We start from the raw sequence: 22,025 nt of genomic DNA on the forward strand, positions 1-22,025 counted from the left end.
TGTTGCTTAGGTTAGCCTAACCTAAGATCGCGGCCAAATGGAGAGGGGCCCCGGCCAAAGCCGGGGCCCCTCTCTCAAACTCCTTGCCCGTCAGGGGCGTTGACTACAGCGCGGACGCCGGGTCCTCGCTGGCGGCCTGGCCCGCGTACGCCTCGGCGAGCAACTGCTCCTCGCTCGCGCCGAGTCGCCAGTAGCCGGTGAAGCGCACCGCGCGCCGGTCGACGGAACGTTCCCGCACCAGGTGGCGACGTACCGCGCGAATGGTGCCGGCCTCGCCCGCCACCCAGGCGTACGGGGCCTCCGCCGCGGGCAGTTCCGCCGCCCGCACCCGCTCCAGCACCTGCTCGGTCCGCTCCCGGCCCGCGCCCGCGGGGCGCACGATCCAGGTGATGTCGGCGTCCGCGGCGGTGTCCAGGGCCAGTCGGTCGTCCTCGTGCGGGACCTCGAACCAGGCCCGCACGGGGGTCCCGGCGGGAAGCCGCTCCAGGATCGCGGCGGCGGCCGGCAGCGCGGTCTCGTCCGCGTACATCAGGACCGCGTCGGTGCCGGCCGGCGGCTGGAAGCGGACGGACTTGTTCTCGGCGACGGCCGGGCCGATCGCCACGATGCGGCGACCGGTCACGGCCCGGCCGGCCCAGCGGGAGGCCGGGGAGGCGTCCCCGTGCAGGACGAAGTCGATGTCGACCTCGTCCGCGCCCGTCTCCGTACGCCGCTGCGCGCGCACCGTGTACGAGCGCATGACCGGCCGCTCCTCGTCCGGCATCCCGCGCCAGGCGGCGAACCAGGTGTCCTCCTCGGTGGAGGGCAGTTCGGTGTGCTGCCGGTGCGCGGGCGGCAGGAAGAGCGAGAGGCTCTGGTCGTGGCCCCCCGACCGGAAGTCCGCGAGGGACTCCCCGCCGAAGGTGACGCGCAGGAACGAGTGGCCGAGGCGGCGGGTGCGCAGCACGTCGAGGGTGAAGAACCGGAAGTGCGCGGCGGCGGCCCCGTCCTCGGCTGCGGCGCGGGCGTCGGTGGCGGCTTCGGTGGCGGTGGCGGTCATACGGAAGGTCCCCCCTGGGGTTTCGCCGGAACGACGGGTGGTCAGCTGACCTTCTTGGCGCCCTGGATGGTCTTCGCCAGGTCTTCCAGGATCTGCGCGCACTTCTCGTAGGAGAAGATCGGCTCGGTCACGCGCGGGGCGATCTGGCCGGCCTTGACGGCGGGCAGCGAGGCCCAGGTGGGCTTCTCCTTGGTCAGCTGCTCGTTCTGCAGGGTGCCGGTGCGGTTGTCGAGCAGGACGACGTCCGCCTTGTACTTGCCGGCGTTCTCCCAGCTGAGGCTCTCGAAGAAGACGCTGCCCTTGTCGAGGTTGTCCGGGGTGACGAACTCGACGCCCAGGGACTCGAAGTACTTGAGGTCGGCCGAGGTCTTCGGGGTGGAGACGTAGAAGTGGTCGGGGTCGCCCGAGCCGACGAGCACCTTGATGCCCGGGTTGGCCTTGACGGCCTCGCGGACCTTGGCGGCGGCGGCCTCGAAGCGGGCCTTGGCGTCGACGGCCTGCTGGCTGTTCAGGTCGGCGCCGAGGGACTTGGCCAGGTCCGCGGTGCGGGCGAGGGACTTGTCCATGGAGGCGTCGCTGCCGACGCCGATCGCGGCGGCCGGGGCCAGCTTGAGGATCTTGTCCTTGGAGGCCTCGGGCACGTACCAGTACGAGCCGTCCCAGGTGTTGGTGAGCAGCACGTCGGGCTTGAGGGCCGCGTACTTCTCGACGTTGAACTCGTCGTAGACGTTGCCGAGGATCTCCACCTTGGAGATGTCCATCGTGCCGGCCTGCGGGTCGGGCTTGCCGTCGGCGAGCTTCGTCGGGCCGAACACGCCCTTGACCTGGACGCCGTAGTCGGACAGGGCGGCGGCCGTGCCGGTGAAGGCGACGATGTTCTTCGGCGTGGACTTGGCGGTGACGTCCTTGCCGAGGTCGTCCTTGAAGCTCCAGGGACCGGAAGCGGCCGCCGTGGAGCCCTTGTCGCCCGCGCCGTCCTTCGCCGTGTCCTTGCCGCCGCCGCAGGCGCTGAGCGCCGCGACCAGACCGAGGGCGCCGCCCGCGGCGATGAGGCCGCGACGGGAGAGGAAGGAGGTACCGGGCTTGACCATGACGTTGTCCGCTTTCGTGCGCGCAGGGCGGCCACCAGGGGTGAGGCCGTTCGAGGGAAGGTTAGCCTAACCTTGGCCGAAATTAGTAAGGGAACCCTTATTTGCTTCTCGGGTTCCCTTACCGCTCCTCGCGCGCGGACGCTCTGCGCTAGCCGGCGAAGCCCAGCTCACGGGCGATCAGCATGCGCTGCACCTCGCTCGTTCCCTCGCCGATCTCCAGGATCTTCGAGTCCCGCCACATGCGGGCCACGGGGTACTCGTTCATGAAGCCGTAGCCGCCGTGGATCTGCGTGGCGTCACGGGCGTTGTCCACGGCCACGGTCGACGAGTACAGCTTCGCGATCGCCGCCTCCTTCTTGAACGGCTCCCCGGCCACCAGCCGGGAGGCCGCGTCCCGCCAGCCGATCCGGGCCATGTGGGCGCGCGTCTCCATGTCCGCCAGCTTGAACTGGATGGCCTGGTTGTCGCCGATGGCCTTGCCGAAGGCGTGCCGCTCCTTGGCGTACTTCACCGACTCGTCCACGCAGCCCTGTGCCAGACCCGTGGCCAGCGCCGAGATCGCGATCCGGCCCTCGTCCAGGATCCGCAGGAACTGCGCGTAGCCGCGCCCCTCCGCGCCGACCAGGTTGGTCAGCGGGACCCGTACGTCGGAGAAGGACAGCTCACGGGTGTCCGAGGCGTTCCAGCCGACCTTGGAGTAGGGGGCGGCCACCGTGAAGCCGGGGGTGCCGGACGGGACGATGATCGAGGAGATCTCCGGACGGCCGTCCGCCTTGCGCCCGGTGACGGCGGTGACCGTCACCAGAGCGGTGATGTCCGTACCGGAGTTGGTGATGAAGCACTTCGAGCCGTTGATGACCCACTCGTCGCCGTCCTTGACGGCCGTGGTGCGCGTACCGCCCGCGTCGCTGCCCGCGCCGGGCTCGGTCAGGCCGAAGGCGCCGAGGATCTCCCCGGAGCACATCCGCGGCAGCCACTCCCGCTTCTGCTCCTCGGAGCCGAAGAGGTGGATCGGCATCGCGCCCAGCGAGACGCCCGCCTCCAGGGTGATGGCCACCGAGGAGTCGACGCGCGCCAGTTCCTCCAGGGCGATGCCGAGGGCGAGGTAGTCCCCGCCCATGCCGCCGTACTCCTCCGGGAAGGGCAGGCCGAACAGGCCCATGCGGCCCATCTCGCGGACGATCTCGTACGGGAACTCGTGGCGCTCGTACAGGTCGCCGATCTTGGGCGCGATCACGTCGTGCGCGAACGCCTCGACGGTGCGGCGGAGTTCCTCGTGCTCGGGGGTGAGCCGGTGGTCGAGGGCCATGGTCTTCGTTACTCCTTGTGGGAGAGGGCGCGGACGGTACGGGAGGGGCTCGGGCGCCCCAGCTGTTCGGCCATCCACACGCTCGTGGCGGTGAGGGCGGCCAGGTCGACCCCGGTCTCGATGCCGAGGCCGTCGAGCATCCACACCAGGTCCTCGGTGGCGAGGTTGCCGGTGGCGCTCTTCGCGTACGGGCAGCCGCCGAGGCCGCCCGCCGAGGCGTCGACGGTGCTCACGCCGTGCTGGAGCGCGGCGAGGGTGTTGGACAGGGCCTGGCCGTAGGTGTCGTGGAAGTGCACGCCGATCCGGTCGGTCCCGACGCCCGCCTCGTTCAGCTCGGACAGCAGCGCCCGGACATGGCCCGGGGTGGCCACGCCGATGGTGTCGCCGAGGCTCAGCTCGTCGCAGCCGAGGTCCAGCAGGGCCTTGGCGACGCGGACCACCTGGTGGACCGGGACCGCGCCCTCCCAGGGGTCGCCGAAGCACATCGACAGGTAGCCGCGCACGTGCGCCCCGGCCTGCCGGGCGCGGGCCACGACGGGTTCGAACATGGCGAGGGACTCGGCGACGGTCCGGTTGAGGTTGCGGGCGGCGAACGTCTCGGTGGCCGAGCCGAACACCGCGATACGGGTGGCCCCGAGGGCCAGCGCCCGGTCGAGGCCCCGCTCGTTGGGCACGAGCACGGGCAGCGCCGCGTCCACGTCGCGCAGCAGCGGGAACAGCTCCTCCGCGTCCGCCAGCTGCGGTACCCACTTGGGGTGGACGAAGCTCGTCGCCTCGATGGTCGTCAGCCCGGCGGCGGCGAGGCGGTGTACGAACTCGGCCTTGACGGCGGTCGGTACGGCCGTCTTCTCGTTCTGGAGCCCGTCGCGGGCGCCGACCTCGTGGATCCGCACCCGGGCCGGCAGGCCGGGGGCCGGGACGGTCATGGGCAGCCCGTTCACGCGCTCTCCTCCTGCCCGGCCTCGGGGGTGACCACGGCCAGGACCTGGTCCATGGCGACGGTGCTGCCCGGGGTGACGTCGAGTTCGGTGACGGTGCCGGCGTGCGGGGCCGAGATGACGTGTTCCATCTTCATGGCCTCCACGACCAGCAGGCTCTGGCCCGCGACGACCTTCTCCCCGACGGCCACCTTGACGACGGTGACGGTGCCGGGCATCGGGGCGGCGAGGGTGTCGGCGCCGGCGTGGCCCCGGCCGGTGAGGGCGGCCGTGACGGGGTCGTGGTTCTGGACGTGCCAGGAGTCGCCGTCCCGTCCGAGCCAGGTCCCCTCCGGGGAGGCGGCGTGGGCGAAGCGGTGGGTGACGCCGTCGAGTTCGACGGTGAGGGTGTCGGGAGTGCGGCTGATGATCCGGCCGCGGGCCGGTGTACCGGGGGCGCTGCCCCCGGACCCCCGCGCCTCAATCGCCGGCGGGGCTGGATTTTGCCCGGCGCCGCCGTCACGTGCGGGCTGAGTGCCGGGGGTCCTGCTCCCGGCCCCCCGCGCCTGAACCGTCGGCGGGGCTGGAATGTGGCCGGTGTCGCCGGCATGTGCGGATACGAGGAGCAGCTCCGTCTCGGAGCCGGAGGGGCGGGTGTGGATCGTGACCGGGTCCTGGCCCGGGAGGCGGAAGTGGTGGACCGTCCAGGCCGGGGTGCCGCCGAGGCGCCAGCCGTTGGCCGCCCCGAACGGGTCGACCCAGGCGGCCGCGCCGCCGGGGGCCTCCCCCGAGCCCCCGGCAGGGTTTCGGGAAGGGGCGGGGTGGGGGGAAGACAGCAGCGCCGCCGTCGCGTAGACCTCCGGTGGGACGCCGTCCGGCAGGAGGGACGGCAGGTCGCGTTCGACCAGGCCCGTGTCCAGGTTGCCGGACACCACGTCCGGGTGGGACAGCAGACGTCGCAGGAAGCCCGTGTTGGTCTGGACACCGAGGATCACGGTGTCCGCCAGCGCCCCCCGCAGCACCCGCAGGGCAGTGGCCCGGTCGGGGCCGTACGCGATCACCTTCGACAGCATCGGGTCGTACGTCGACCCCGTGTCGACGCCCGCCACCAGCCCGGAGTCCGTGCGCACGGACCCGCCCGACGGCTCGGACAGCGCCAGCACCGTACCGCCCGACGGCAGGAACCCCCGCGCCGGGTCCTCGGCGCAGACGCGGGCCTCGATCGCGTGGCCCGTGAGCGTGACGTCGGACTGCGAGAAGGCCAGCGGAACGCCCGCCGCCACCCGCAGCTGCTGCTCCACCAGGTCCAGCCCAGTGATCAGCTCCGTCACCGGGTGCTCGACCTGGAGGCGGGTGTTCATCTCCATGAAGTAGTACGAGGACGGGTCCCCGCCCGGCACGATGAACTCCACGGTGCCCGCGCCGACGTACCCGCACGAGCGGGCCGCCTCCACGGCCGCCGCGCCCATCGCCGCCCGGGTCGCCTCGTCGAGCAGGACCGAGGGGGCCTCCTCGATCACCTTCTGGTGGCGCCGCTGGAGGGAGCACTCGCGCTCGCCCAGGTGCACCACGTTGCCGTGGGCGTCCGCCAGCACCTGGATCTCGATGTGCCGGGGCCGGTCCACCCACCGCTCCACGAGCAGGGTGTCGTCGCCGAAGGAGGACTTCGCCTCGCGCCGGGCCGCCGCGATCTCCTCGGCCAGGACGGCCGCGTCCCGCACCAGCCGCATGCCCTTGCCGCCGCCGCCCGCCGAGGGCTTGAGCAGCACCGGCATGCCGATCTTCTCGGCGGCCGAGGCGAGTTCGGCGTCGCTCAGGCCGCTCCCGGACGAGCCGGGGACGACCGGGACGCCGGCCGCCTTCACCGTCTCCTTCGCCCGGATCTTGTCGCCCATCAGGGAGATCGCGCTCGCGGGCGGCCCGATGAACGCGAGCCCCGCTTCCTCGCAGGCCGCCGCGAACCCCGCGTTCTCGGCGAGGAAGCCGTAGCCGGGGTGGACGGCCTCGGCCCCGGTGCGGCGGGCGGCGTCCAGGAGCCGCTCCACCGACAGGTAGCTCTCGGCGGCCGCCGCCGGGCCGATGCGGACGGCCGTGTCGGCCTCCCGTACGTGCCGGGCGTCCGCGTCGGCGTCGCTGAAGACGGCCACCGAGCGGATGCCGAGCTGCCGCAGGGTGCGGATGACGCGTACCGCGATCTCGCCCCGGTTGGCGACCAGAACAGTGCTGAACATCGAAGAGGTCCTCACGTCACACGTCACATACGGAAGATGCCGAAAGCGGACTCGCTCAGCGGAGCGTTCGCGCACGCGGTCAGGGCCAGCCCCAGCACCTGCCGGGTCTCCACCGGGTCGATGACCCCGTCGTCCCACAGCCGGGCGGTGGCGTAGTAGGCGTTGCCCTGCTCCTCGTACTGGGCCCGGACCGGGGCCTTGAAGGCCTCCTCGTCCTCCACCGGCCACTCCTGGCCCGCGCCCTCGATCTGGTCGCGCTTGACGGTGGCAAGGACCGAGGCGGCCTGCTCGCCGCCCATCACGGAGATCTTGGCGTTGGGCCACATCCACAGGAAGCGCGGCGAATACGCCCGGCCGCACATCGAGTAGTTGCCCGCGCCGTAGCTGCCGCCGACGACCACCGTGAGCTTGGGGACCCGGGTGCAGGCCACGGCCGTGACCATCTTGGCGCCGTGCTTGGCGATGCCGCCGGCCTCGTAGTCCCGGCCGACCATGAAGCCGGAGATGTTCTGGAGGAAGAGCAGCGGGATGCCGCGCTGGTCGCACAGCTCGATGAAGTGGGCGCCCTTCTGCGCGGACTCGGAGAAGAGGATGCCGTTGTTGGCGACGATGCCGACCGGATGGCCGTGGATCCGGGCGAAGCCGGTGACCAGCGTCTGGCCGAACTCGGCCTTGAACTCCTGGAAGCGGGAGCCGTCCACGATCCGGGCGATGATCTCGCGGGCGTCGTAGGGGGTGCGCGAGTCGACCGGGACCGCCCCGTAGAGCCCGTACGGGTCCACCTTGGGCTCCTCGGGCGCCTCGACGGACCAGGGCAGGGCCCCGCGCCGCGGCAGGGTCGCCACGATGTTCCGTACGATCCGCAGCGCGTGCGCGTCGTCCTCCGCGAGGTGGTCGGTCACCCCGGAGACGCGGGAGTGGACCTCGCCGCCGCCCAGCTCCTCGGCCGTGACCACCTCGCCGGTGGCGGCCTTCACCAGCGGCGGGCCGCCGAGGAAGATCGTGCCCTGGCCGCGCACGATGACGGCCTCGTCGCTCATCGCCGGGACGTACGCGCCGCCCGCCGTGCAGGAGCCGAGGACGGCGGCGATCTGCGGGATGCCGGCGCCCGACATGCGGGCCTGGTTGTAGAAGATGCGGCCGAAGTGCTCCCGGTCGGGGAAGACCTCGTCCTGCATGGGCAGGAAGGCGCCGCCCGAGTCGACCAGGTAGAGGCAGGGGAGACGGTTCTCCAGCGCCACCTCCTGGGCGCGCAGGTGCTTCTTGACGGTCATCGGGTAGTACGTGCCGCCCTTGACGGTGGCGTCGTTCGCGACGATCACGCACTCGCGGCCGCTGACCCGGCCGATGCCCGCGATCACCCCGGCGGCGGGCGCCGCGCCCCCGTACATGCCCTCGGCGGCCAGCGGGGCCAGCTCCAGGAAGGGGGACCCGGGGTCCAGGAGGGCGTCCACCCGGTCGCGGGGGAGGAGCTTCCCGCGCGCGGTGTGCCGGGCGCGGGCCTTCTCGCCGCCGCCCAGACGGGCCGCGTCCAGCCGGGCGCGCAGGCCCTCGGCGAGCTCGCGGTGGGCGGCCTCATTGGTCCGCCAGGCCTCGGACGCCGGGTCCGCGGCGCTCGTCAGCACTGGTGCCTGCTGCATCGGTCGAGCTCCCTTGCTCGGTGCACGCTTTGTTAATGAGCGTTAACGCTTCCGGGCTTCAGGTTAACGAGCGCTAACCGCCCTGTCTAGAATGGATTCCCATGAGCACCAGAGCCGCCGCCCCCACCCGTCGCGAGCAGATCCTCAGCGAGGCCGCCCGGCTCTTCGCGGAGCGCGGTTTCCACGGGGTGGGCGTGGACGAGATAGGGGCCGCGGTCGGCATCAGCGGCCCCGGCCTGTACCGGCATTTCGCGGGCAAGGACGCCATGCTCGCCGAGCTGCTGGTCGGGATCAGCGAGCGGCTGCTGACGGGCGGGCGCCGGCGGGTCGAGGAAGCCCGGGGCGAACCGCGGGAGGTGCTGGCCTCGCTGGTCGAGGGGCACATCGACTTCGCCCTGGACGACCGGGCGCTGATCACCCTCCACGACCGCGAGCTGGACCGGCTGCGGGAGGCCGACCGCAAGCTCGTGCGCCAGCTCCAGCGCCAGTACGTGGAGCTGTGGGTGGCCGTCGTACGGGAACTGCACCCCGAGGTCGCCGAGACCGAGGTACGGGTCTGCGTGCACGCGGTATTCGGACTGCTGAACTCCACCCCGCATCTGGCGGTCCTCGGCCGGGACGCGACCGAAGCCCTGCTGCGGCGCCTCGCGAACGGCGCCTTCGGGGCGCTGTCCGGGTGAGGCCCCGGCTGCGGGGACGTGGACGGAACGCACGGCTCCGGCCGGGCGGCGGCAGAATGGGCGGCATGCCGATAGAGACGCCCGTACCCAGCCGCGCCGAACTCGTCGAACACCTGGTCCGCACCCGGATCGCGGGGGAGGTGGCCACCCCGCGCGAGAACAACCTGAGCCACTACCGCCGGCTCGCCAACGGGGACCGGCACTACTGGCTGGGCCTGGAGCTCGGCGACCGCTGGAGCGACGAGCAGGACGTCCTGGCCGTCATGGCGGAGCGCTGCGGCGTCGTGGACGACCCCGGGCACCGCTACGGCCAGGACACCATCGACCCCGAGCTGACCGTCGCCGCCCTGGACCGGCTCGCGGCCCGGCTGCGCAAGGCCGCCGCCGACCGGCAGAGCGTGCTGCTGGCCACCGGGCACCCGGGCGGCCTCCTCGACGTCCACCGGGCCACGGCCGACGCCCTGCGCGCGGCCGGCTGCGAGATCGTCCGGATCCCGGCCGGGCTCACCGCCGACGAGGGCTCCGTGTGGCAGTTCGCGGACGTCGCGGTCCAGGAGCGCGGGGCCACGCTGTGGCACACCCACTCCCCGGCGCCGATGGCCGCGATCCTGGACGGCCTCGCGGCGCAGGGCCGCCCGCAGCCGGACCTGGTCGTCGCCGACCACGGCTGGGCGGGCTGCGCGGCCGAGCGCGGGCTGGACGCGGCCGGGTACGCGGACTGCAACGACCCGGCGCTCTTCCTCGCCGAGGCGGAGGGCACCCTCCAGGTGGCGGTCCCGCTGGACGACCACGTGCGCGACCCCCGCTTCTACGACCCGATGGTCGCCTACCTGCTCGCGACGGCCGGTCTGGCCGCCGGCTGACCGTGCCCGCCGGCTAACCGTGCCGCGGCCCGGACCGCCAGGGGTCGGGCCCGGGAGCGGAGCCCGGGCCGTGACCCGGCGCGGGACCCGGGCTCGGCGTCGGGTCCAGGTAGACCCGGCGGACCGCCGGGAAGCGCTCGCGCAGCTGGGACTCGGCGTCCTCGCAGGCCGCCTCCACCTGGCGGGCCGACGCCAGGTCGTGGAAGTCGACCTTCGCCGCGATCAGCCACTCGTCCGGGCCCTGGACCAGGGTGGTCAGCTCCAGCACCGCCTCGATGTGCGGCACCGTCAGCAGCTCCTCCCGTACCCGCGCCCGCGTCGCGGCGGGCAGCGGCCAGCCGATCAGGTACTGCGCGTTCGAGCGCCCGAGCTCCCACGCCACCGCCACCAGCAGCAGCCCGATCAGCAGCGACGCCACCCCGTCGTAGACCCCGGAGCCCGTCAGCTGCGCCCCCAGCAGGCCGCCCGCCGCCAGCGCGAGGCCGATCAGCGCCGCCACGTTCTCCAGCAGGACCGCCTTCACCGCCGTGTCCGGGGTGTGCTTCACGTACCGCCCCAGCGGCGCCCGCATCCGCGCCGCCTCACCCCTCATCTGCCGCCAGGCCACGAGCAGCGAGTAGCCCTCCAGCAGGAAGGCGACGGCGAGGATGACGTACGAGAGCGCCGGGTCGCCCGGGTCCTCCCCGTGCACCAGGGTGTGGACGCCGTCGTACACCGCGAAGACCGCGCCGCCGACGAACGTCGCGATGGAGGCGAGCAGCGCCCAGATGTACCGCTCGGGCCCGTACCCCAGCGGATGCGCCTCGTCCGCCGGTTTCGCGCTGCGTTTGAGTGCGGTCAGCAGCAGCACCTCGGTCACCGTGTCGGCCACCGAGTGCGCGGCCTCGGACAGCATCGCGCTGGACCCGCTGACGATCCCGCCGACCGCCTTGGCCGCCGCGATCCCGAGGTTGGTGACGGTGGCGACGACGACCGTGCCGACGCTCTCGGATTCTCCGGACATGCCGCGACGGTACGTCCCGCGCCCGGCCGCGGCGGTCAGTGACACCCGCCGCCCGGGGCGGCGCGGGGCGCGGTCAGGCGCGGGGGACGCGGACCACGCCCTCCTGGATGACCGTGACCGCGAGGCGGCCGTCCTGGGTCCAGATGCGGGCCTGGCCGAGGCCCCTGCCGGCGGCGGCCGAGGGGGACTCCTGGTCGTACAGGAGCCATTCGTCGGCGCGGAAGGGCCGGTGGAACCACATGGCGTGGTCCAGCGAGGCGCCGACCACGTCGCCGACGGCCCAGCCGCCCCGGCCGTGCGCGAGCAGCACCGAGTCCAGCAGGGTCATGTCGGAGACGTACGTGGCCAGGCAGGTGTGCAGCAGCGGGTCGTCGCTCTCCAGCTTGCCGGCCGTACGGAACCACACCTGCGTACGCGGCTCCACCGGCTCGCCCACGCTGCCCCACGGCGGGGTGGTGGCGTAGCGCAGGTCGACGGCGGCCCGGGCGTCGAGCAGCCGCTCGACCGTGCCGGGGTCGCGGAAGATGTCCCGGTACGCGGGCAGCGCCTCGGCGGCCGTCGGCAGGGTCTCGGGGTCGGGCGCGCCGGGCATGGCGGCCTGGTGGTCGAGCCCCTCCTCGTACGTCTGGAACGACGCCGAGAGGTGGAAGATCGGCTGCCCGTGCTGGACGGCGACGACGCGGCGGGTGGTGAAGGAGCGCCCGTCGCGGATCCGGTCCACCGAGTAGACGATGGGCGCGCCGGGGTCCCCGGCGCGCAGGAAGTACGAGTGCAGCGAGTGCGCCGTACGGTCCTGGGGGACGGTCCGGCCGGCCGCGACCAGCGCCTGCGCCGCGACCTGGCCGCCGAAGACCCGCGGTACCAGCGCCGAACGGCTGGTACCGCGGAAGATGTCCTCCTCGATCCGCTCCAGGTCGAGCAGGTCGAGGAGGGTCGTCAGTGCCTCGTTCATGAAGGTGGAGGTAAGTGCCCCGCGGGGACTTACAGGCCCATCGACTTGGCGATGATGGACTTCATGACCTCGCTGGTGCCGCCGTAGATGCGGTTCACGCGGTTGTCGGCGTACAGACGGGCGATCGGGTACTCGTTCATGTAGCCGTAGCCGCCGTGCAGCTGGAGGCACTTGTCGATGACGCGGTGCGCGACCTCGGTGCAGAACAGCTTCGCGGAGGCGGCCTCGGCGGCGGTCAGCTCGCCCGCGTCCAGGGCCTCCAGGGCGCGGTCGGCGACGGCCTCGGCGGCGTCCACCTCGGCCTGGCAGGAGGCCAGTTCGAACTTGGTGTTCTGGAAGTGCGCGACCGGCTTGCCGAAGACCGTACGGTCGGTCACGTACTGCTGGGCGAACCGGACGGCGGCCTTGGCCTGCGCGTACGCGCCGAAGGCGATGCCCCAGCGCTCGGACGGCAGGTTCGCGCCGAGGTAGTAGAAGCCCTTGTTCTCCTCGCCGAGCAGATCCTCGACCGGCACCTTCACGTCGACGAACGCCAGCTCGGCGGTGTCGGAGGTGCGCAGGCCCAGCTTGTCCAGCTTGCGGCCGATGGAGTAGCCCTCGGACTTGGTGTCCACGGCGAAGAGGGAGATGCCGAAGCGGCGGTCCTGCTCGCCCGGGGCGGAGGTGCGCGCGCAGACGATCACGCGGTCGGCGTGGACGCCACCGGTGATGAAGGTCTTGGAGCCGTTGAGGACGTAGTGCGTGCCGTCCTCGGAGAGCCTGGCGGTGGTCTTCATGCCCGCGACGTCGGAGCCGGTGCCCGGCTCGGTCATCGCGAGGGCCCACATCTCCTCGCCGGAGACGAACTTCGGCAGGTAGCGCTTCTTCTGCTCGTCGGTGGCGAGCATCTTGAGGTAGGGCAGGGCGAGCAGCACGTGGACGCCGGAGCCGCCGAAGTTCACGCCGGCGCGGGAGGTCTCCTCGTAGAGGACGGCCTCGAACTTGTGGGTGTCCAGGCCCGCGCCGCCGAACTCCTCGGGGACGTTGATCCCGAAGACGCCCAGCTCGCCGAGCTTGTAGTAGAAGTCGCGCGGAGCCTGGCCCGCCGCGAACCACTCGTCGTAGACGGGGACGACCTCGGCCTCGATGAAGGCGCGGATGGTCTCGCGGAACGCCTCGTGGTCCTCGTCGAAAACGGTACGGCGCACGGCCGGCCTCCCTCTCGCGGCTGAACCGCCGCCGCGTCGGTTCGCGGAGGTGGCCGAGCGCCGTCGTGGTGTCTCAGTCGGTGCTCGCGCACTAAGCGCTTGCTCAGATTAAGTTACCGGCGGGTTGTCGTCCCTGTCCAGAGTGAGACGCGGCACGCTCGCGGCCGGGCGTCAGGCCGGGGGCCGCGGCGTCCAGCGCAGGGCGAACCACAGTTCCATCCGGGTGTCCGGGTCGTCCAGGTCGGCGTCCAGCAGGGCGGCGGCGCGGGCGATGCGCTGGCGGACGGTGTTGCGGTGGACGCCGAGGGCGGCGGCGGTGCGGTCCCAGCTGCCGTGGTGCGCGAGCCAGCTCCGCAGGGTCGCCGCCTGCGCCGGGCTCAGCGGGGCCAGCAGCGCCCCGGCGTACGCGCGGGCCTCCGCCGGGTCCAGCAGGGCGGCCAGCCCGCCGGGCGTGTGCCGGGCCAGCGGGGTCCGGGCCGCCTCGGCGCGCTCCAGCGCCCGGCGCGCCTGCGCCCCGGCGGTGCCCAGGCCGGCCGGCCCGGCCGGCGCGCTCACCCCGAGCCGCCAGCCGGGCTGCGGGGCCGGCTCCCGGTCCGTCAGCAGGCGTACGCCGTCCCCGCGCGGGTCCAGCAGTACGGTGCCCAGCGCGTCGGCCAGCGCCCGCGGGTCCCCGGCGCCCCGGGCGTGCACGGCGTACCAGGGCCCCGGCGCGAGCGCCCCGGCCGGATCGCCGTCCAGCAGTAGCCGGGTCAGGGCGGCGGCCTCGTCCCCGGCCGGGCGGTCCCCGGTGAGCAGGGTCAGCAGGACGGCGGCGACGGAGGCGATGGTGTGGTCCCCGGGGGCCCGGCTCGGGGTGGCGAGGGCCAGCACCCGGCCGCCGCCCACGGCGTACGCCGCCAGCTGCGTCCCGTCCAGCACGTCGGTCGCCGTCGCCGCGCCCCCGGCCCCCACCCGCGCCGCGAGCGCCCGGACCGCCGATACCGCCCCTTCCGGCGGATCCACCCCGGCCCCGGCGAGCGGATCGGTGGCGGGCGGGGGCGGCAGGAGGGCCGCCCAGCCGGTCAGGGTGGAGGCCAGCCGGGTCAGCACCGCGGGCACCGGGTCCGGGCGGGACGCCGCCGACGCCAGGGACCGCTGCGCCTCGGTCACCCGGCGCAGCTCCCGGGTCCGGGCCTCGGCCATCAGCCGCCAGACCGCCCGGCCGACCGCGGTGAACGGCGTGCCCGGCGGTACCTCCACCAGCGGCAGCCCGTACCGTTCGCAGGCCGCGACGAGCTCCGGCGGCACCGTCTCGTGCACCGGGGTGACCCCGAACCCCACCGCGCCCACCCCGGCCCCGGCCAGCCGCGCCACGTACGCCCCGGGATCGCCCGCGTCCCCCGCGTCCCCCGCGGCCGCGCCCGCGAGCCCCGCCCCCGCCGTCAGCAGCAGCTCGCCGCCCAGCAGGTACGGCGTCGGGTCGGCCATCTCCGAGGCGTGCACCCCGTACACGTCGGCCCCGGCCGCCCCGGCGAGCAGCCGCAGCCCCAGCTCCCGGTCGGCGGTCAGGGCGGCCAGTGGAACCGGCGGGGTGAGCGGGGCCTCCATGGCTACTCCGTACATATCCGGGTTGAACAGTGGATGAACCGTACACTTCGCGCCCCGGCCCCGCCCGTTTAGGCTCGAAATCACCGCACCGCAGGACCACCAGAAGGGCACCCCCCATGAGCACGCAGCCGCGCGGCCCCGTCGACTCCTCCCGCATCCCGCGCTACGCGGGCCCGGCGACCTTCGCCCGGCTGCCCCGCCTCGACGAGGTCGGCTCCGCCGACGTCGCCGTCGTCGGCGTGCCCTTCGACTCCGGTGTCTCCTACCGCCCCGGCGCCCGCTTCGGCGGCAACGCCATCCGCGAGGCCTCCCGCCTGCTGCGCCCGTACAACCCGGCCCAGGACGCCTCCCCCTTCGCGCTCGCCCAGGTCGCGGACGCCGGCGACATCGCCGTGAACCCCTTCAACATCAACGAGGCCGTCGAGACGGTCGAGGCCGCCGCCGACGAGCTGATCGGCGCCGGCTCCCGCCTGATGACCCTCGGCGGCGACCACACCATCGCCCTCCCGCTGCTCCGCTCGGTCGCGAAGAAGCACGGCCCGGTCGCCCTGCTCCACTTCGACGCCCACCTGGACACCTGGGACACCTACTTCGGCGCCGAGTACACCCACGGCACCCCGTTCCGCCGCGCCGTCGAGGAGGGCATCCTCGACACCGAGGCACTCTCCCACGTCGGCACCCGCGGCCCGCTGTACGGCAAGCAGGACCTGGACGACGACGCCAAGATGGGCTTCGGCATCGTGACCTCGGCGGACGTCTACCGCCGCGGCGCCGACGAGGTCGCCGACCAGCTGCGCCAGCGCATCGGCGACCGTCCCCTCTACATCTCCATCGACATCGACGTGCTCGACCCGGCCCACGCGCCCGGCACCGGCACCCCCGAGGCGGGCGGCATGACCTCCCGCGAGCTGCTGGAGATCATCCGCGGCCTGTCCTCCTGCAACCTCGTCTCCGCCGACGTCGTCGAGGTCGCCCCGGCGTACGATCACGCGGAGATCACCTCGGTCGCGGCCTCGCACACCGCGTACGAGCTCACCACGATCATGTCGCGGCAGATCGCGCGGGCGAAGGGCCAGTAGAACAAGTGACACACGACCACGACCTGGTACTGCGCCCCACCGAAGCCCAGACGGCCGCCGCCCTGGCGCCGCCGCCGGGCCGCACGGGCGGGGACCTGGTCGTGGAGACCCTGCGGGGGCTCGGCGCGACCACCGCCTTCGGACTGCCGGGGCAGCACGCCCTGGCCCTGTTCGACGCGGTGGGCCGCTCCGGGCTGCGCCTGGTCACCCTGCGCGTGGAGAACAACGCCGGCTTCGCGGCCGACGCGTACGGCCGCCTCACCGGCGAGGCCGTCCCGCTGCTGCTGTCCACCGGTCCGGGCGCGCTGACGGCCCTGCCGGCCCTCGCCGAAGCCGCGGCGGCCTCCGCACCGGTCCTCGCGATCTCCTCCCAGGTCCCGTCCCCGGGCCTGGGCGGGGGCCGCCGGGGCCACCTGCACGAGCTGCGCGAGCAGTCCGCCTCCTTCCGGGAGGTGGTGAAGTCGGTGCACACCGCCCGCACCCCCTCCCAGATCCCCTCCGTCATCGCCGAGGCCTGGGAGTCGGCCCTCAGCACCCCGCACGGCCCGGTCTGGGTGGAGATCCCCGAGGAAGTCCTGCGGGCGGAAACGGTGATCCCCCAGGTCACCGGCATGGACGCGACCCCGCACGAGCTGGCGCCGCGCCCCGAGCTGACGGCGCTCGCCGCCCACTGGCTCTCCCACGCCTCCCGCCCGGTGATCATCGCGGGCGGCGGGGTGATCCGCGCGGACGCCGCCGGCAAGCTCAGGCAGCTCGCGGAACGCCTGAACGCACCCGTCGTCACCACCTTCGGCGGCAAGGGCGCCTTCCCCTGGACGCACCCCCTCTCCCTCCAGTCCTGGCTGGAGGACCGGCACACCACCGACTTCCTGGAGGACGCGGACGTCCTCCTCGTCGTCGGCTCCGGCCTCGGGGAACTCTCCTCGAACTACCACACGTTCTTCCCCACGGGCCGGGTCGTCCAGATCGAGGCCGACCTCGGCAAGCTGGAGTCCAACCACCCGGCGCTCGGCATCCACGCCGACGCCCGCCTGGCCGTCCAGGCCCTCCTGGAGACGGTCACGCCCCGCGAGGACGCCGAGGCCCCCGAGCGGGTCCGCCTGCTCCTCGCCGCCGTCGAGGCCCGCCTCGCCGAGCAGGACCTCGCCCTGGAACAGGACCTCCTGCGCGCGGTCCGCGAAGCCCTGCCGCCCCGCTCCCCGTCCTTCTGGGACATGACGATCCTGACGTACTGGGCCTGGTCGGCCTTCGACCCCCAGGGCCCCAACACCATGCACTCCGCCCAGGGCGCGGGCGGCCTCGGCTACGCCTTCCCGGCCGCCCTCGGCGCCTGCGTGGCCGAGCCCGGCACCCCGGTCCTGGCCGTCTCCGGCGACGGCGGCGCGATGTACTCCCTCGCCGAACTCGCCACCGCCAAGCAGCACGCCCTCGACGTCACCTGGCTGATCGTGGACGACGGCGGCTACGGCATCCTGCGCGAGTACGGCTGCGCCACCGGCACCGACCTCACCCGCCCCGACTTCGCCGCCCTGGCCGCCTCCTTCGACGTCCCGGCGACGACCACCACCCCCGCGTCCCTGCGCGCGGACCTCGCCAAGGCCCTGAAGACCCCGGGCCCCTCGGTCGTCGTCCTCCCCGCCACCCTCAGGATGTTCGCCCCGACCCACCTCTGAGCGCGCCCGCCCCACCCCCCTCCCGCGCCCGCCCCGCACGCCGTCCCCCGTCCGGCCCACCCGCCGCGCGCCCGCCCGCGCGATCCCGTCCGATGGTCGCGACGGGATGAAATCCGCCGGTGGGAGCGTTGGGGGTGGCGGCAGGACAGGACCGACGGGGAGGCACGACGTGACGGCGGCGCAGACGGCGGCAGGGGAGAAACAGGGCTGGGGCAGGCGACTGGCCGCCTACACCTGGCGGTACAAGGCGAACGTGCTGCTCGCGCTCGGGTCCTCGCTGGCGGGCATGGCCGTCATGGCCCTCGTACCGCTCGTCACCCGGGTGATCATCGACGACGTCGTCGGGAACAAGACCAAGGACATGGCCCCCTGGGCCGGCCTGTTCATCGGCGCCGCCCTGCTCGTGTACGTCCTCACCTACATACGCCGTTACTACGGCGGCCGCCTCGCCCTCGACGTCCAGCACGACCTGCGCACCGACATGTACGACACCATCGCCCGCCTCGACGGGCGGCGGCAGGACGAGCTGTCCACCGGGCAGGTCGTCGGCCGGGCCACCAGCGACCTCCAGCTGATCCAGGGCCTGCTGTTCATGCTCCCCATGACCATCGGGAACTTCCTCCTCTTCGGGATATCCCTCGGCGTCATGCTCTGGCTGTCCCCGCTGCTGACCCTGGTGGCGCTGCTCATGGCCCCCGCGCTCTGGTTCATCGCCAAGCGCAGCCGCAAGAAGCTCTTCCCCGCCACCTGGTACGCCCAGGCGCAGGCCGCGGCCGTGGCCGGCGTCGTCGACGGCGCCGTGACCGGCGTCCGCGTCGTCAAGGGCTTCGGGCAGGAGGAGCAGGAGACCGGCAAGCTGCGCGAGGCCGGCCGCAGGCTCTTCGGCGGCCGGATGCGCGCCATCCGGCTGAACTCCCGCTACACCCCCGCCCTCCAGGCCGTCCCCGCCCTCGGGCAGGTCGCGATGCTGGCCCTCGGCGGCTGGATGGCCACCCGCGGCCAGGTCACCCTCGGCACCTTCGTCGCCTTCTCCACCTACCTCGCCCAGCTCGTCGGCCCCGTCCGCATGCTCGCCATGGTCCTCACCGTCGGCCAGCAGGCCCGGGCCGGCGCCGAGCGGGTCTTCGAGCTCATCGACACCGAGCCGGTGATCCGGGAGGGCACCCGCGAACTGCCCGCCGACGCCCCCGCGACCGTCGAGTTCGACGACGTCCGCTTCGGCTACGACCCCGAGCGGCCCGTCCTCGACGGGTTCTCCCTCACCCTCGCCGAGGGCGAGACCGTCGCCGTCGTCGGCTCCTCCGGCAGCGGCAAGTCCACCGTGGCCCTGCTCCTGCCCCGCTTCTACGACGCCGACCACGGCGCCGTCCGCGTCGGCGGCCACGACGTCCGCGAGCTGACGTACGACTCCCTGCGCGCCGCCATCGGCCTGGTCCCGGAGGATTCCTTCCTCTTCTCCGACACCATCCGCGCCAACATCGCCTTCGGCCGCCCCGACGCCTCCGAGGAGGAGATACGCGCCGCCGCCCGCGCCGCCCAGGCCGAGGGCTTCGTCGAGGCCCTCCCCGCCGGGTACGACACCCGGGTCGGCGAGCAGGGCCTGACCCTCTCCGGCGGCCAGCGCCAGCGCATCGCCCTCGCCCGCGCCCTCCTCACCGACCCCCGGCTGCTGCTCCTCGACGACGCCACCTCCGCCGTCGACGCCCGCGTGGAGCACGAGATCCACGAGGCGCTGCGGACCGTCATGGCGGGCCGCACCACCCTCCTCATCGCCCACCGCCGCTCCACCCTCGCGCTGGCCGACCGGATCGCCGTACTCGACCGCGGGCGGCTCGCCGACATCGGCACCCACGAGGAGCTGGAACAGCGCTCGGCCCTGTACCGCAGGCTGCTGACCGACCCCGACGCCCTCGGCGGGGCCTCTCCGCGCACCGCCGACGCGCCGGCCATGGCCGCCTTCGAGCGGGACATCGAGCGCGACCTGGAACTCGAAGCGGAGATCGACTCCGAGCCGGTCAGCGCCAAGCGCCGGGTCGCCGACGGGGTCACCCCCGAGCTGTGGCGCCGCGAGGACGACGGCCGGTCCGCCTCCGCCACCCCCGCCGCCCCCGGCATGCCCGCCACCCCCGAACTCCTCGCCCAGGTGGCGGCCCTGCCGCCCGCCGAGGACGAACCGGAGGTGGACGAGGACCGCGCCGCCGCCGCCGAGGAGAGCTACGGCCTGCGCCGCCTGCTGCACGGCTTCTGGGCGCCGCTCGCCCTCAGCCTCGGGCTCGTCACCCTCGACGCCGGCTCCGGCCTGCTGCTGCCGGTCCTGATCCGGCACGGCATCGACCAGGGCGTCCAGCAGGCCGCCCTGGGCGCCGTCTGGGCCGCCTCCGGGCTCGCCCTCCTGCTGGTCCTCGGCCAGTGGGCGGCGCAGTTCGCCGAGACCCGGATGACCGGACGCACCGGTGAGCGCGTCCTGTACGCCCTGCGCGTGAAGATCTTCGCCCAGCTCCAGCGCCTCGGCCTGGACTACTACGAGCGCGAGCTCACCGGCAAGATCATGACCCGGATGACCACCGACGTGGACTCCCTGTCCAGCTTCCTGCAGACCGGGCTCGTCACCGCCGTGGTCTCCGTCCTGACCTTCTTCGGCATCCTGATCGCCCTGCTCGTCCTCGACGTCGAGCTCGCCCTGATCGTCTTCGCCACGCTGCCCGTGCTGGTCCTCGGCACGATCGTCTTCCGCCGCAAGTCGGTCGCCGCGTACGAACTCGCCCGTGACCGGGTCGGCGTCGTCAACGCCGACCTCCAGGAGTCCGTGGCCGGGCTCCGCCTCGTGCAGGCCTTCCGCCGCCAGTCCACCGGCGCCGCCCGCTTCGCCGAGCGCAGCGACTCCTACCGCCAGGCCCGGGTGCGCGGCCAGTGGCTGATATCGATCTACTTCCCCTTCGTGCAGCTGCTGTCCTCCGGCGCGGCCGCCGCCGTGCTGATCGTCGGCGCGGGCCGGGTGGAAGCGGCCACCCTCACCACCGGCGCGCTCGTCGCCTACCTGCTGTACATCGACCTCTTCTTCGCCCCGGTCCAGCAGCTCTCCCAGGTCTTCGACGGCTACCAGCAGGCCACCGTCTCCCTCGGCCGGATCCAGGACCTGCTGCGCGAGCCCACCACCACCCCGCGCCCGGCCGCCCCCGTCGACGTACCGGAGCTGCGCGGCGAGATCGCCTTCGAGGACGTGCGCTTCCAGTACGGCACCGCCGAGGAGCGCGGCGAGAAGGGCGAGGCACTGGCCGGAATCAGCCTGCGGATACCGGCCGGGCAGACCGTCGCCTTCGTCGGCGAGACCGGCGCCGGAAAGTCCACGCTGGTCAAGATGGTCGCCCGGTTCTACGATCCGACCTCCGGCCGGGTCACCGCCGACGGCGCCGACCTGCGGGAGCTGGACCTGACGGCGTACCGCCACCGGCTCGGCGTGGTCCCCCAGGAGCCGTACCTCTTCCCGGGTACGGTCCGCGACGCCATCGCCTACGGGCGGCCGGCCGCGAGCGACGCCGAGGTGGAGGCCGCCGCCCGGGCGGTCGGCGCCCACGACATGATCGCCACCCTCGACGGCGGCTACCTGCACACCGTCGCCGAGCGGGGCCGCAACCTCTCGGCGGGCCAGCGCCAGCTGATCGCCCTGGCCCGCGCCGAGCTCGTCGACCCGGACGTGCTGCTCCTGGACGAGGCCACCGCGGCCCTGGACCTGGCCACCGAGGCCCAGGTCAACCAGGCCACCGACCGGCTGGCGGGCAAGCGCACCACCCTGGTCGTCGCCCACCGGCTGACCACCGCCGCCCGCGCCGACCGGGTGGTGGTCATGGACCGGGGCCGGGTCGTCGAGGACGGACACCACCTCGAACTGCTGGCCCGCGGCGGGCGGTACGCCGAGCTGTGGCGGACCTTCGCCGGGGAGGACGAGCCCGCCGCGGCGGCCTGAGGCCGCGGCCGCTCAGAGTTCGCCGAAGAGCAGGTTGCCGGGGGCGTCCTCGTCGTCCCCGGTGTAGTACTCGCGTACGGCGTCGAGGAGTTCGTCGACCGACAGGTACCCGTCGTGGTTCTTGTCGATCTTCGCGAAGAGGGCGTCCGCGTCGGCGGGCTCCAGCTTCGTGTCGAAGGCCAGCTGCGCCTTGTGGAACTCCTCGGGGCTGATCTGCCCGTCCCCGTTGGTGTCGACGACCGTCAGCATCGCCTTGATCATCGGCCGGAAGGACTTGTCGTACGCGGGGCCGCCGTCCTTGTAGAGCCGGGTCATGCCGTCCCGGTACTGCTCGGGGGTGAGCTTCTGGTCCTGGCCGACGCCCAGCTCGCTGAACAGGTCCACCCAGAAGTCGGTGAGGCCGCGGAAGACGTCGTCCGCCTTGGGGGAGGTCGCCGGCTCGGAGAGCGCGGCCAGCAGGCGCGCCCCGAGCGCGATCATGTCCTTCTCGTCGATCACGCCGTTGGAGTCCGCGTCGAGGTGCGCGAACGCGCGCTCCAGCTTGCGGTCGAGCAGGTCGTTCGTCATGTCGGATGCCCTTCGCGGCTTCGTGCCCGGCAGCGGTGCTACGGCGAGCGGTCGTTCGGCCACCCAGCGTAAGCTCCCCGCCGATCGCGGACTCCCGCTGTCCCGCCGGGAGACCGTGGATGCACTCGTACGGGGGAGGGCGGCCGGCGCCGCGCGCTTGTCATGTGCAACCTTCCGCCAGGTCCGGGCGTCGTACCTGCGTGCGCGGTACGCAGGACTGATCGGGGGGCCGGGATGGAGTCG

Annotated in this window: 16 protein-coding genes; 5 read left to right on the top strand and 11 right to left on the bottom strand. The window is 73.4% G+C overall.

Going from position 1 to position 22,025, the window contains the following annotated elements; genetic code table 11:
- Positions 1 to 103 precede the first annotated feature (103 nt).
- From ACZ6ZT_RS06085 to ACZ6ZT_RS06110, 6 genes are all read right to left on the bottom strand, one after another.
- Entirely contained in the window at positions 104 to 1,039 is a 936-nt protein-coding gene (locus ACZ6ZT_RS06085) for a siderophore-interacting protein (protein WP_469715996.1), read from the bottom strand.
- Between the two features lie 41 nt (positions 1,040 to 1,080).
- Positions 1,081 to 2,130: an ABC transporter substrate-binding protein gene (locus tag ACZ6ZT_RS06090; protein ID WP_469715998.1), complete on the bottom strand. Its 1,050-nt coding sequence runs from the start codon at positions 2,128 to 2,130 to the stop codon at positions 1,081 to 1,083.
- A gap of 148 nt (positions 2,131 to 2,278) precedes the next feature.
- Positions 2,279 to 3,439 (bottom strand): acyl-CoA dehydrogenase family protein, encoded by a 1,161-nt coding sequence (locus ACZ6ZT_RS06095; protein ID WP_469716002.1) that lies wholly within the window; start codon positions 3,437 to 3,439, stop codon positions 2,279 to 2,281.
- Positions 3,440 to 3,447: 8 nt separating this feature from the next.
- Positions 3,448 to 4,365: a hydroxymethylglutaryl-CoA lyase gene (locus ACZ6ZT_RS06100; protein WP_469716578.1), complete on the bottom strand. Its 918-nt coding sequence runs from the start codon at positions 4,363 to 4,365 to the stop codon at positions 3,448 to 3,450.
- Between the two features lie 11 nt (positions 4,366 to 4,376).
- Entirely contained in the window at positions 4,377 to 6,587 is a 2,211-nt protein-coding gene (locus tag ACZ6ZT_RS06105) for an acetyl/propionyl/methylcrotonyl-CoA carboxylase subunit alpha (RefSeq protein WP_469716004.1), read from the bottom strand.
- A gap of 23 nt (positions 6,588 to 6,610) precedes the next feature.
- The gene (locus tag ACZ6ZT_RS06110) at positions 6,611 to 8,227 is read right to left on the bottom strand and encodes a carboxyl transferase domain-containing protein (protein ID WP_469716006.1); all 1,617 of its coding nucleotides are present in this window, start codon (positions 8,225 to 8,227) and stop codon (positions 6,611 to 6,613) included.
- Positions 8,228 to 8,328: 101 nt separating this feature from the next.
- Between ACZ6ZT_RS06110 and ACZ6ZT_RS06115 the strand changes: the two genes are divergently transcribed.
- On the top strand, positions 8,329 to 8,907 hold the full coding sequence (locus ACZ6ZT_RS06115) for an SACE_7040 family transcriptional regulator (RefSeq protein WP_469716008.1): 579 nt from the start codon (positions 8,329 to 8,331) through the stop codon (positions 8,905 to 8,907).
- A 56-nt stretch (positions 8,908 to 8,963) separates the two neighbouring features.
- Positions 8,964 to 9,770: a phosphatase gene (locus tag ACZ6ZT_RS06120; RefSeq protein ID WP_469716011.1), complete on the top strand. Its 807-nt coding sequence runs from the start codon at positions 8,964 to 8,966 to the stop codon at positions 9,768 to 9,770.
- 13 nt (positions 9,771 to 9,783) lie between these two features.
- On the opposite strand, the gene ACZ6ZT_RS06125 is transcribed toward ACZ6ZT_RS06120, so the two are convergent.
- The 4 genes from ACZ6ZT_RS06125 to ACZ6ZT_RS06140 all read right to left on the bottom strand — a co-directional run bounded on the left by ACZ6ZT_RS06125 (position 9,784) and on the right by ACZ6ZT_RS06140 (position 14,499).
- Positions 9,784 to 10,773 (bottom strand): cation diffusion facilitator family transporter, encoded by a 990-nt coding sequence (locus ACZ6ZT_RS06125; protein ID WP_469716013.1) that lies wholly within the window; start codon positions 10,771 to 10,773, stop codon positions 9,784 to 9,786.
- Positions 10,774 to 10,846: 73 nt separating this feature from the next.
- Entirely contained in the window at positions 10,847 to 11,725 is an 879-nt protein-coding gene (locus tag ACZ6ZT_RS06130; RefSeq protein ID WP_469716017.1) for an acyl-CoA thioesterase, read from the bottom strand.
- Positions 11,726 to 11,754: 29 nt separating this feature from the next.
- Positions 11,755 to 12,912, bottom strand: coding sequence for an acyl-CoA dehydrogenase family protein (locus ACZ6ZT_RS06135; RefSeq protein WP_469716019.1), 1,158 nt, complete (start codon positions 12,910 to 12,912; stop codon positions 11,755 to 11,757).
- A 171-nt stretch (positions 12,913 to 13,083) separates the two neighbouring features.
- Positions 13,084 to 14,499, bottom strand: coding sequence for a helix-turn-helix domain-containing protein (locus tag ACZ6ZT_RS06140; RefSeq protein ID WP_469716021.1), 1,416 nt, complete (start codon positions 14,497 to 14,499; stop codon positions 13,084 to 13,086).
- Positions 14,500 to 14,615: 116 nt separating this feature from the next.
- On the opposite strand from ACZ6ZT_RS06140, the gene speB reads away from it, so the two are divergent.
- From speB to ACZ6ZT_RS06155, 3 genes are all read left to right on the top strand, one after another.
- A complete protein-coding gene (gene speB, locus ACZ6ZT_RS06145) occupies positions 14,616 to 15,578 on the top strand; it encodes an agmatinase (protein ID WP_469716023.1) in 963 nt (320 codons plus the stop codon).
- Positions 15,579 to 15,583: 5 nt separating this feature from the next.
- Positions 15,584 to 17,251 (top strand): thiamine pyrophosphate-binding protein, encoded by a 1,668-nt coding sequence (locus ACZ6ZT_RS06150; RefSeq protein WP_469716025.1) that lies wholly within the window; start codon positions 15,584 to 15,586, stop codon positions 17,249 to 17,251.
- A gap of 169 nt (positions 17,252 to 17,420) precedes the next feature.
- Positions 17,421 to 21,215: an ABC transporter ATP-binding protein gene (locus ACZ6ZT_RS06155; protein WP_469716028.1), complete on the top strand. Its 3,795-nt coding sequence runs from the start codon at positions 17,421 to 17,423 to the stop codon at positions 21,213 to 21,215.
- A 12-nt stretch (positions 21,216 to 21,227) separates the two neighbouring features.
- Here ACZ6ZT_RS06155 and ACZ6ZT_RS06160 read toward each other — a convergent pair whose 3' ends face one another.
- The gene (locus ACZ6ZT_RS06160; RefSeq protein ID WP_469716030.1) at positions 21,228 to 21,782 is read right to left on the bottom strand and encodes an EF-hand domain-containing protein; all 555 of its coding nucleotides are present in this window, start codon (positions 21,780 to 21,782) and stop codon (positions 21,228 to 21,230) included.
- Positions 21,783 to 22,025: the final 243 nt, after the last annotated feature.

This window comes from Streptomyces sp. NPDC102258 (assembly GCF_055584685.1).

Bases quoted from the DNA above. Each gene is read 5' to 3' on its own strand.
- ACZ6ZT_RS06110 (WP_469716006.1), bottom strand. From the start codon at position 8,227: ATGCAGCAGGCACCAGTGCTGACGAGCGCCGCGGACCCGGCGTCCGAG.
- ACZ6ZT_RS06105 (WP_469716004.1), bottom strand. From the start codon at position 6,587: ATGTTCAGCACTGTTCTGGTCGCCAACCGGGGCGAGATCGCGGTACGC.
- ACZ6ZT_RS06130 (WP_469716017.1), bottom strand. From the start codon at position 11,725: ATGAACGAGGCACTGACGACCCTCCTCGACCTGCTCGACCTGGAGCGG.
- ACZ6ZT_RS06090 (WP_469715998.1), bottom strand. From the start codon at position 2,130: ATGGTCAAGCCCGGTACCTCCTTCCTCTCCCGTCGCGGCCTCATCGCC.
- ACZ6ZT_RS06095 (WP_469716002.1), bottom strand. From the start codon at position 3,439: ATGGCCCTCGACCACCGGCTCACCCCCGAGCACGAGGAACTCCGCCGC.
- ACZ6ZT_RS06100 (WP_469716578.1), bottom strand. From the start codon at position 4,365: ATGACCGTCCCGGCCCCCGGCCTGCCGGCCCGGGTGCGGATCCACGAG.
- ACZ6ZT_RS06120 (WP_469716011.1), top strand. From the start codon at position 8,964: ATGGGCGGCATGCCGATAGAGACGCCCGTACCCAGCCGCGCCGAACTC.
- ACZ6ZT_RS06085 (WP_469715996.1), bottom strand. From the start codon at position 1,039: ATGACCGCCACCGCCACCGAAGCCGCCACCGACGCCCGCGCCGCAGCC.
- speB (WP_469716023.1), top strand. From the start codon at position 14,616: ATGAGCACGCAGCCGCGCGGCCCCGTCGACTCCTCCCGCATCCCGCGC.
- ACZ6ZT_RS06125 (WP_469716013.1), bottom strand. From the start codon at position 10,773: ATGTCCGGAGAATCCGAGAGCGTCGGCACGGTCGTCGTCGCCACCGTC.
- ACZ6ZT_RS06140 (WP_469716021.1), bottom strand. From the start codon at position 14,499: ATGGAGGCCCCGCTCACCCCGCCGGTTCCACTGGCCGCCCTGACCGCC.
- ACZ6ZT_RS06160 (WP_469716030.1), bottom strand. From the start codon at position 21,782: ATGACGAACGACCTGCTCGACCGCAAGCTGGAGCGCGCGTTCGCGCAC.
- ACZ6ZT_RS06115 (WP_469716008.1), top strand. From the start codon at position 8,329: ATGAGCACCAGAGCCGCCGCCCCCACCCGTCGCGAGCAGATCCTCAGC.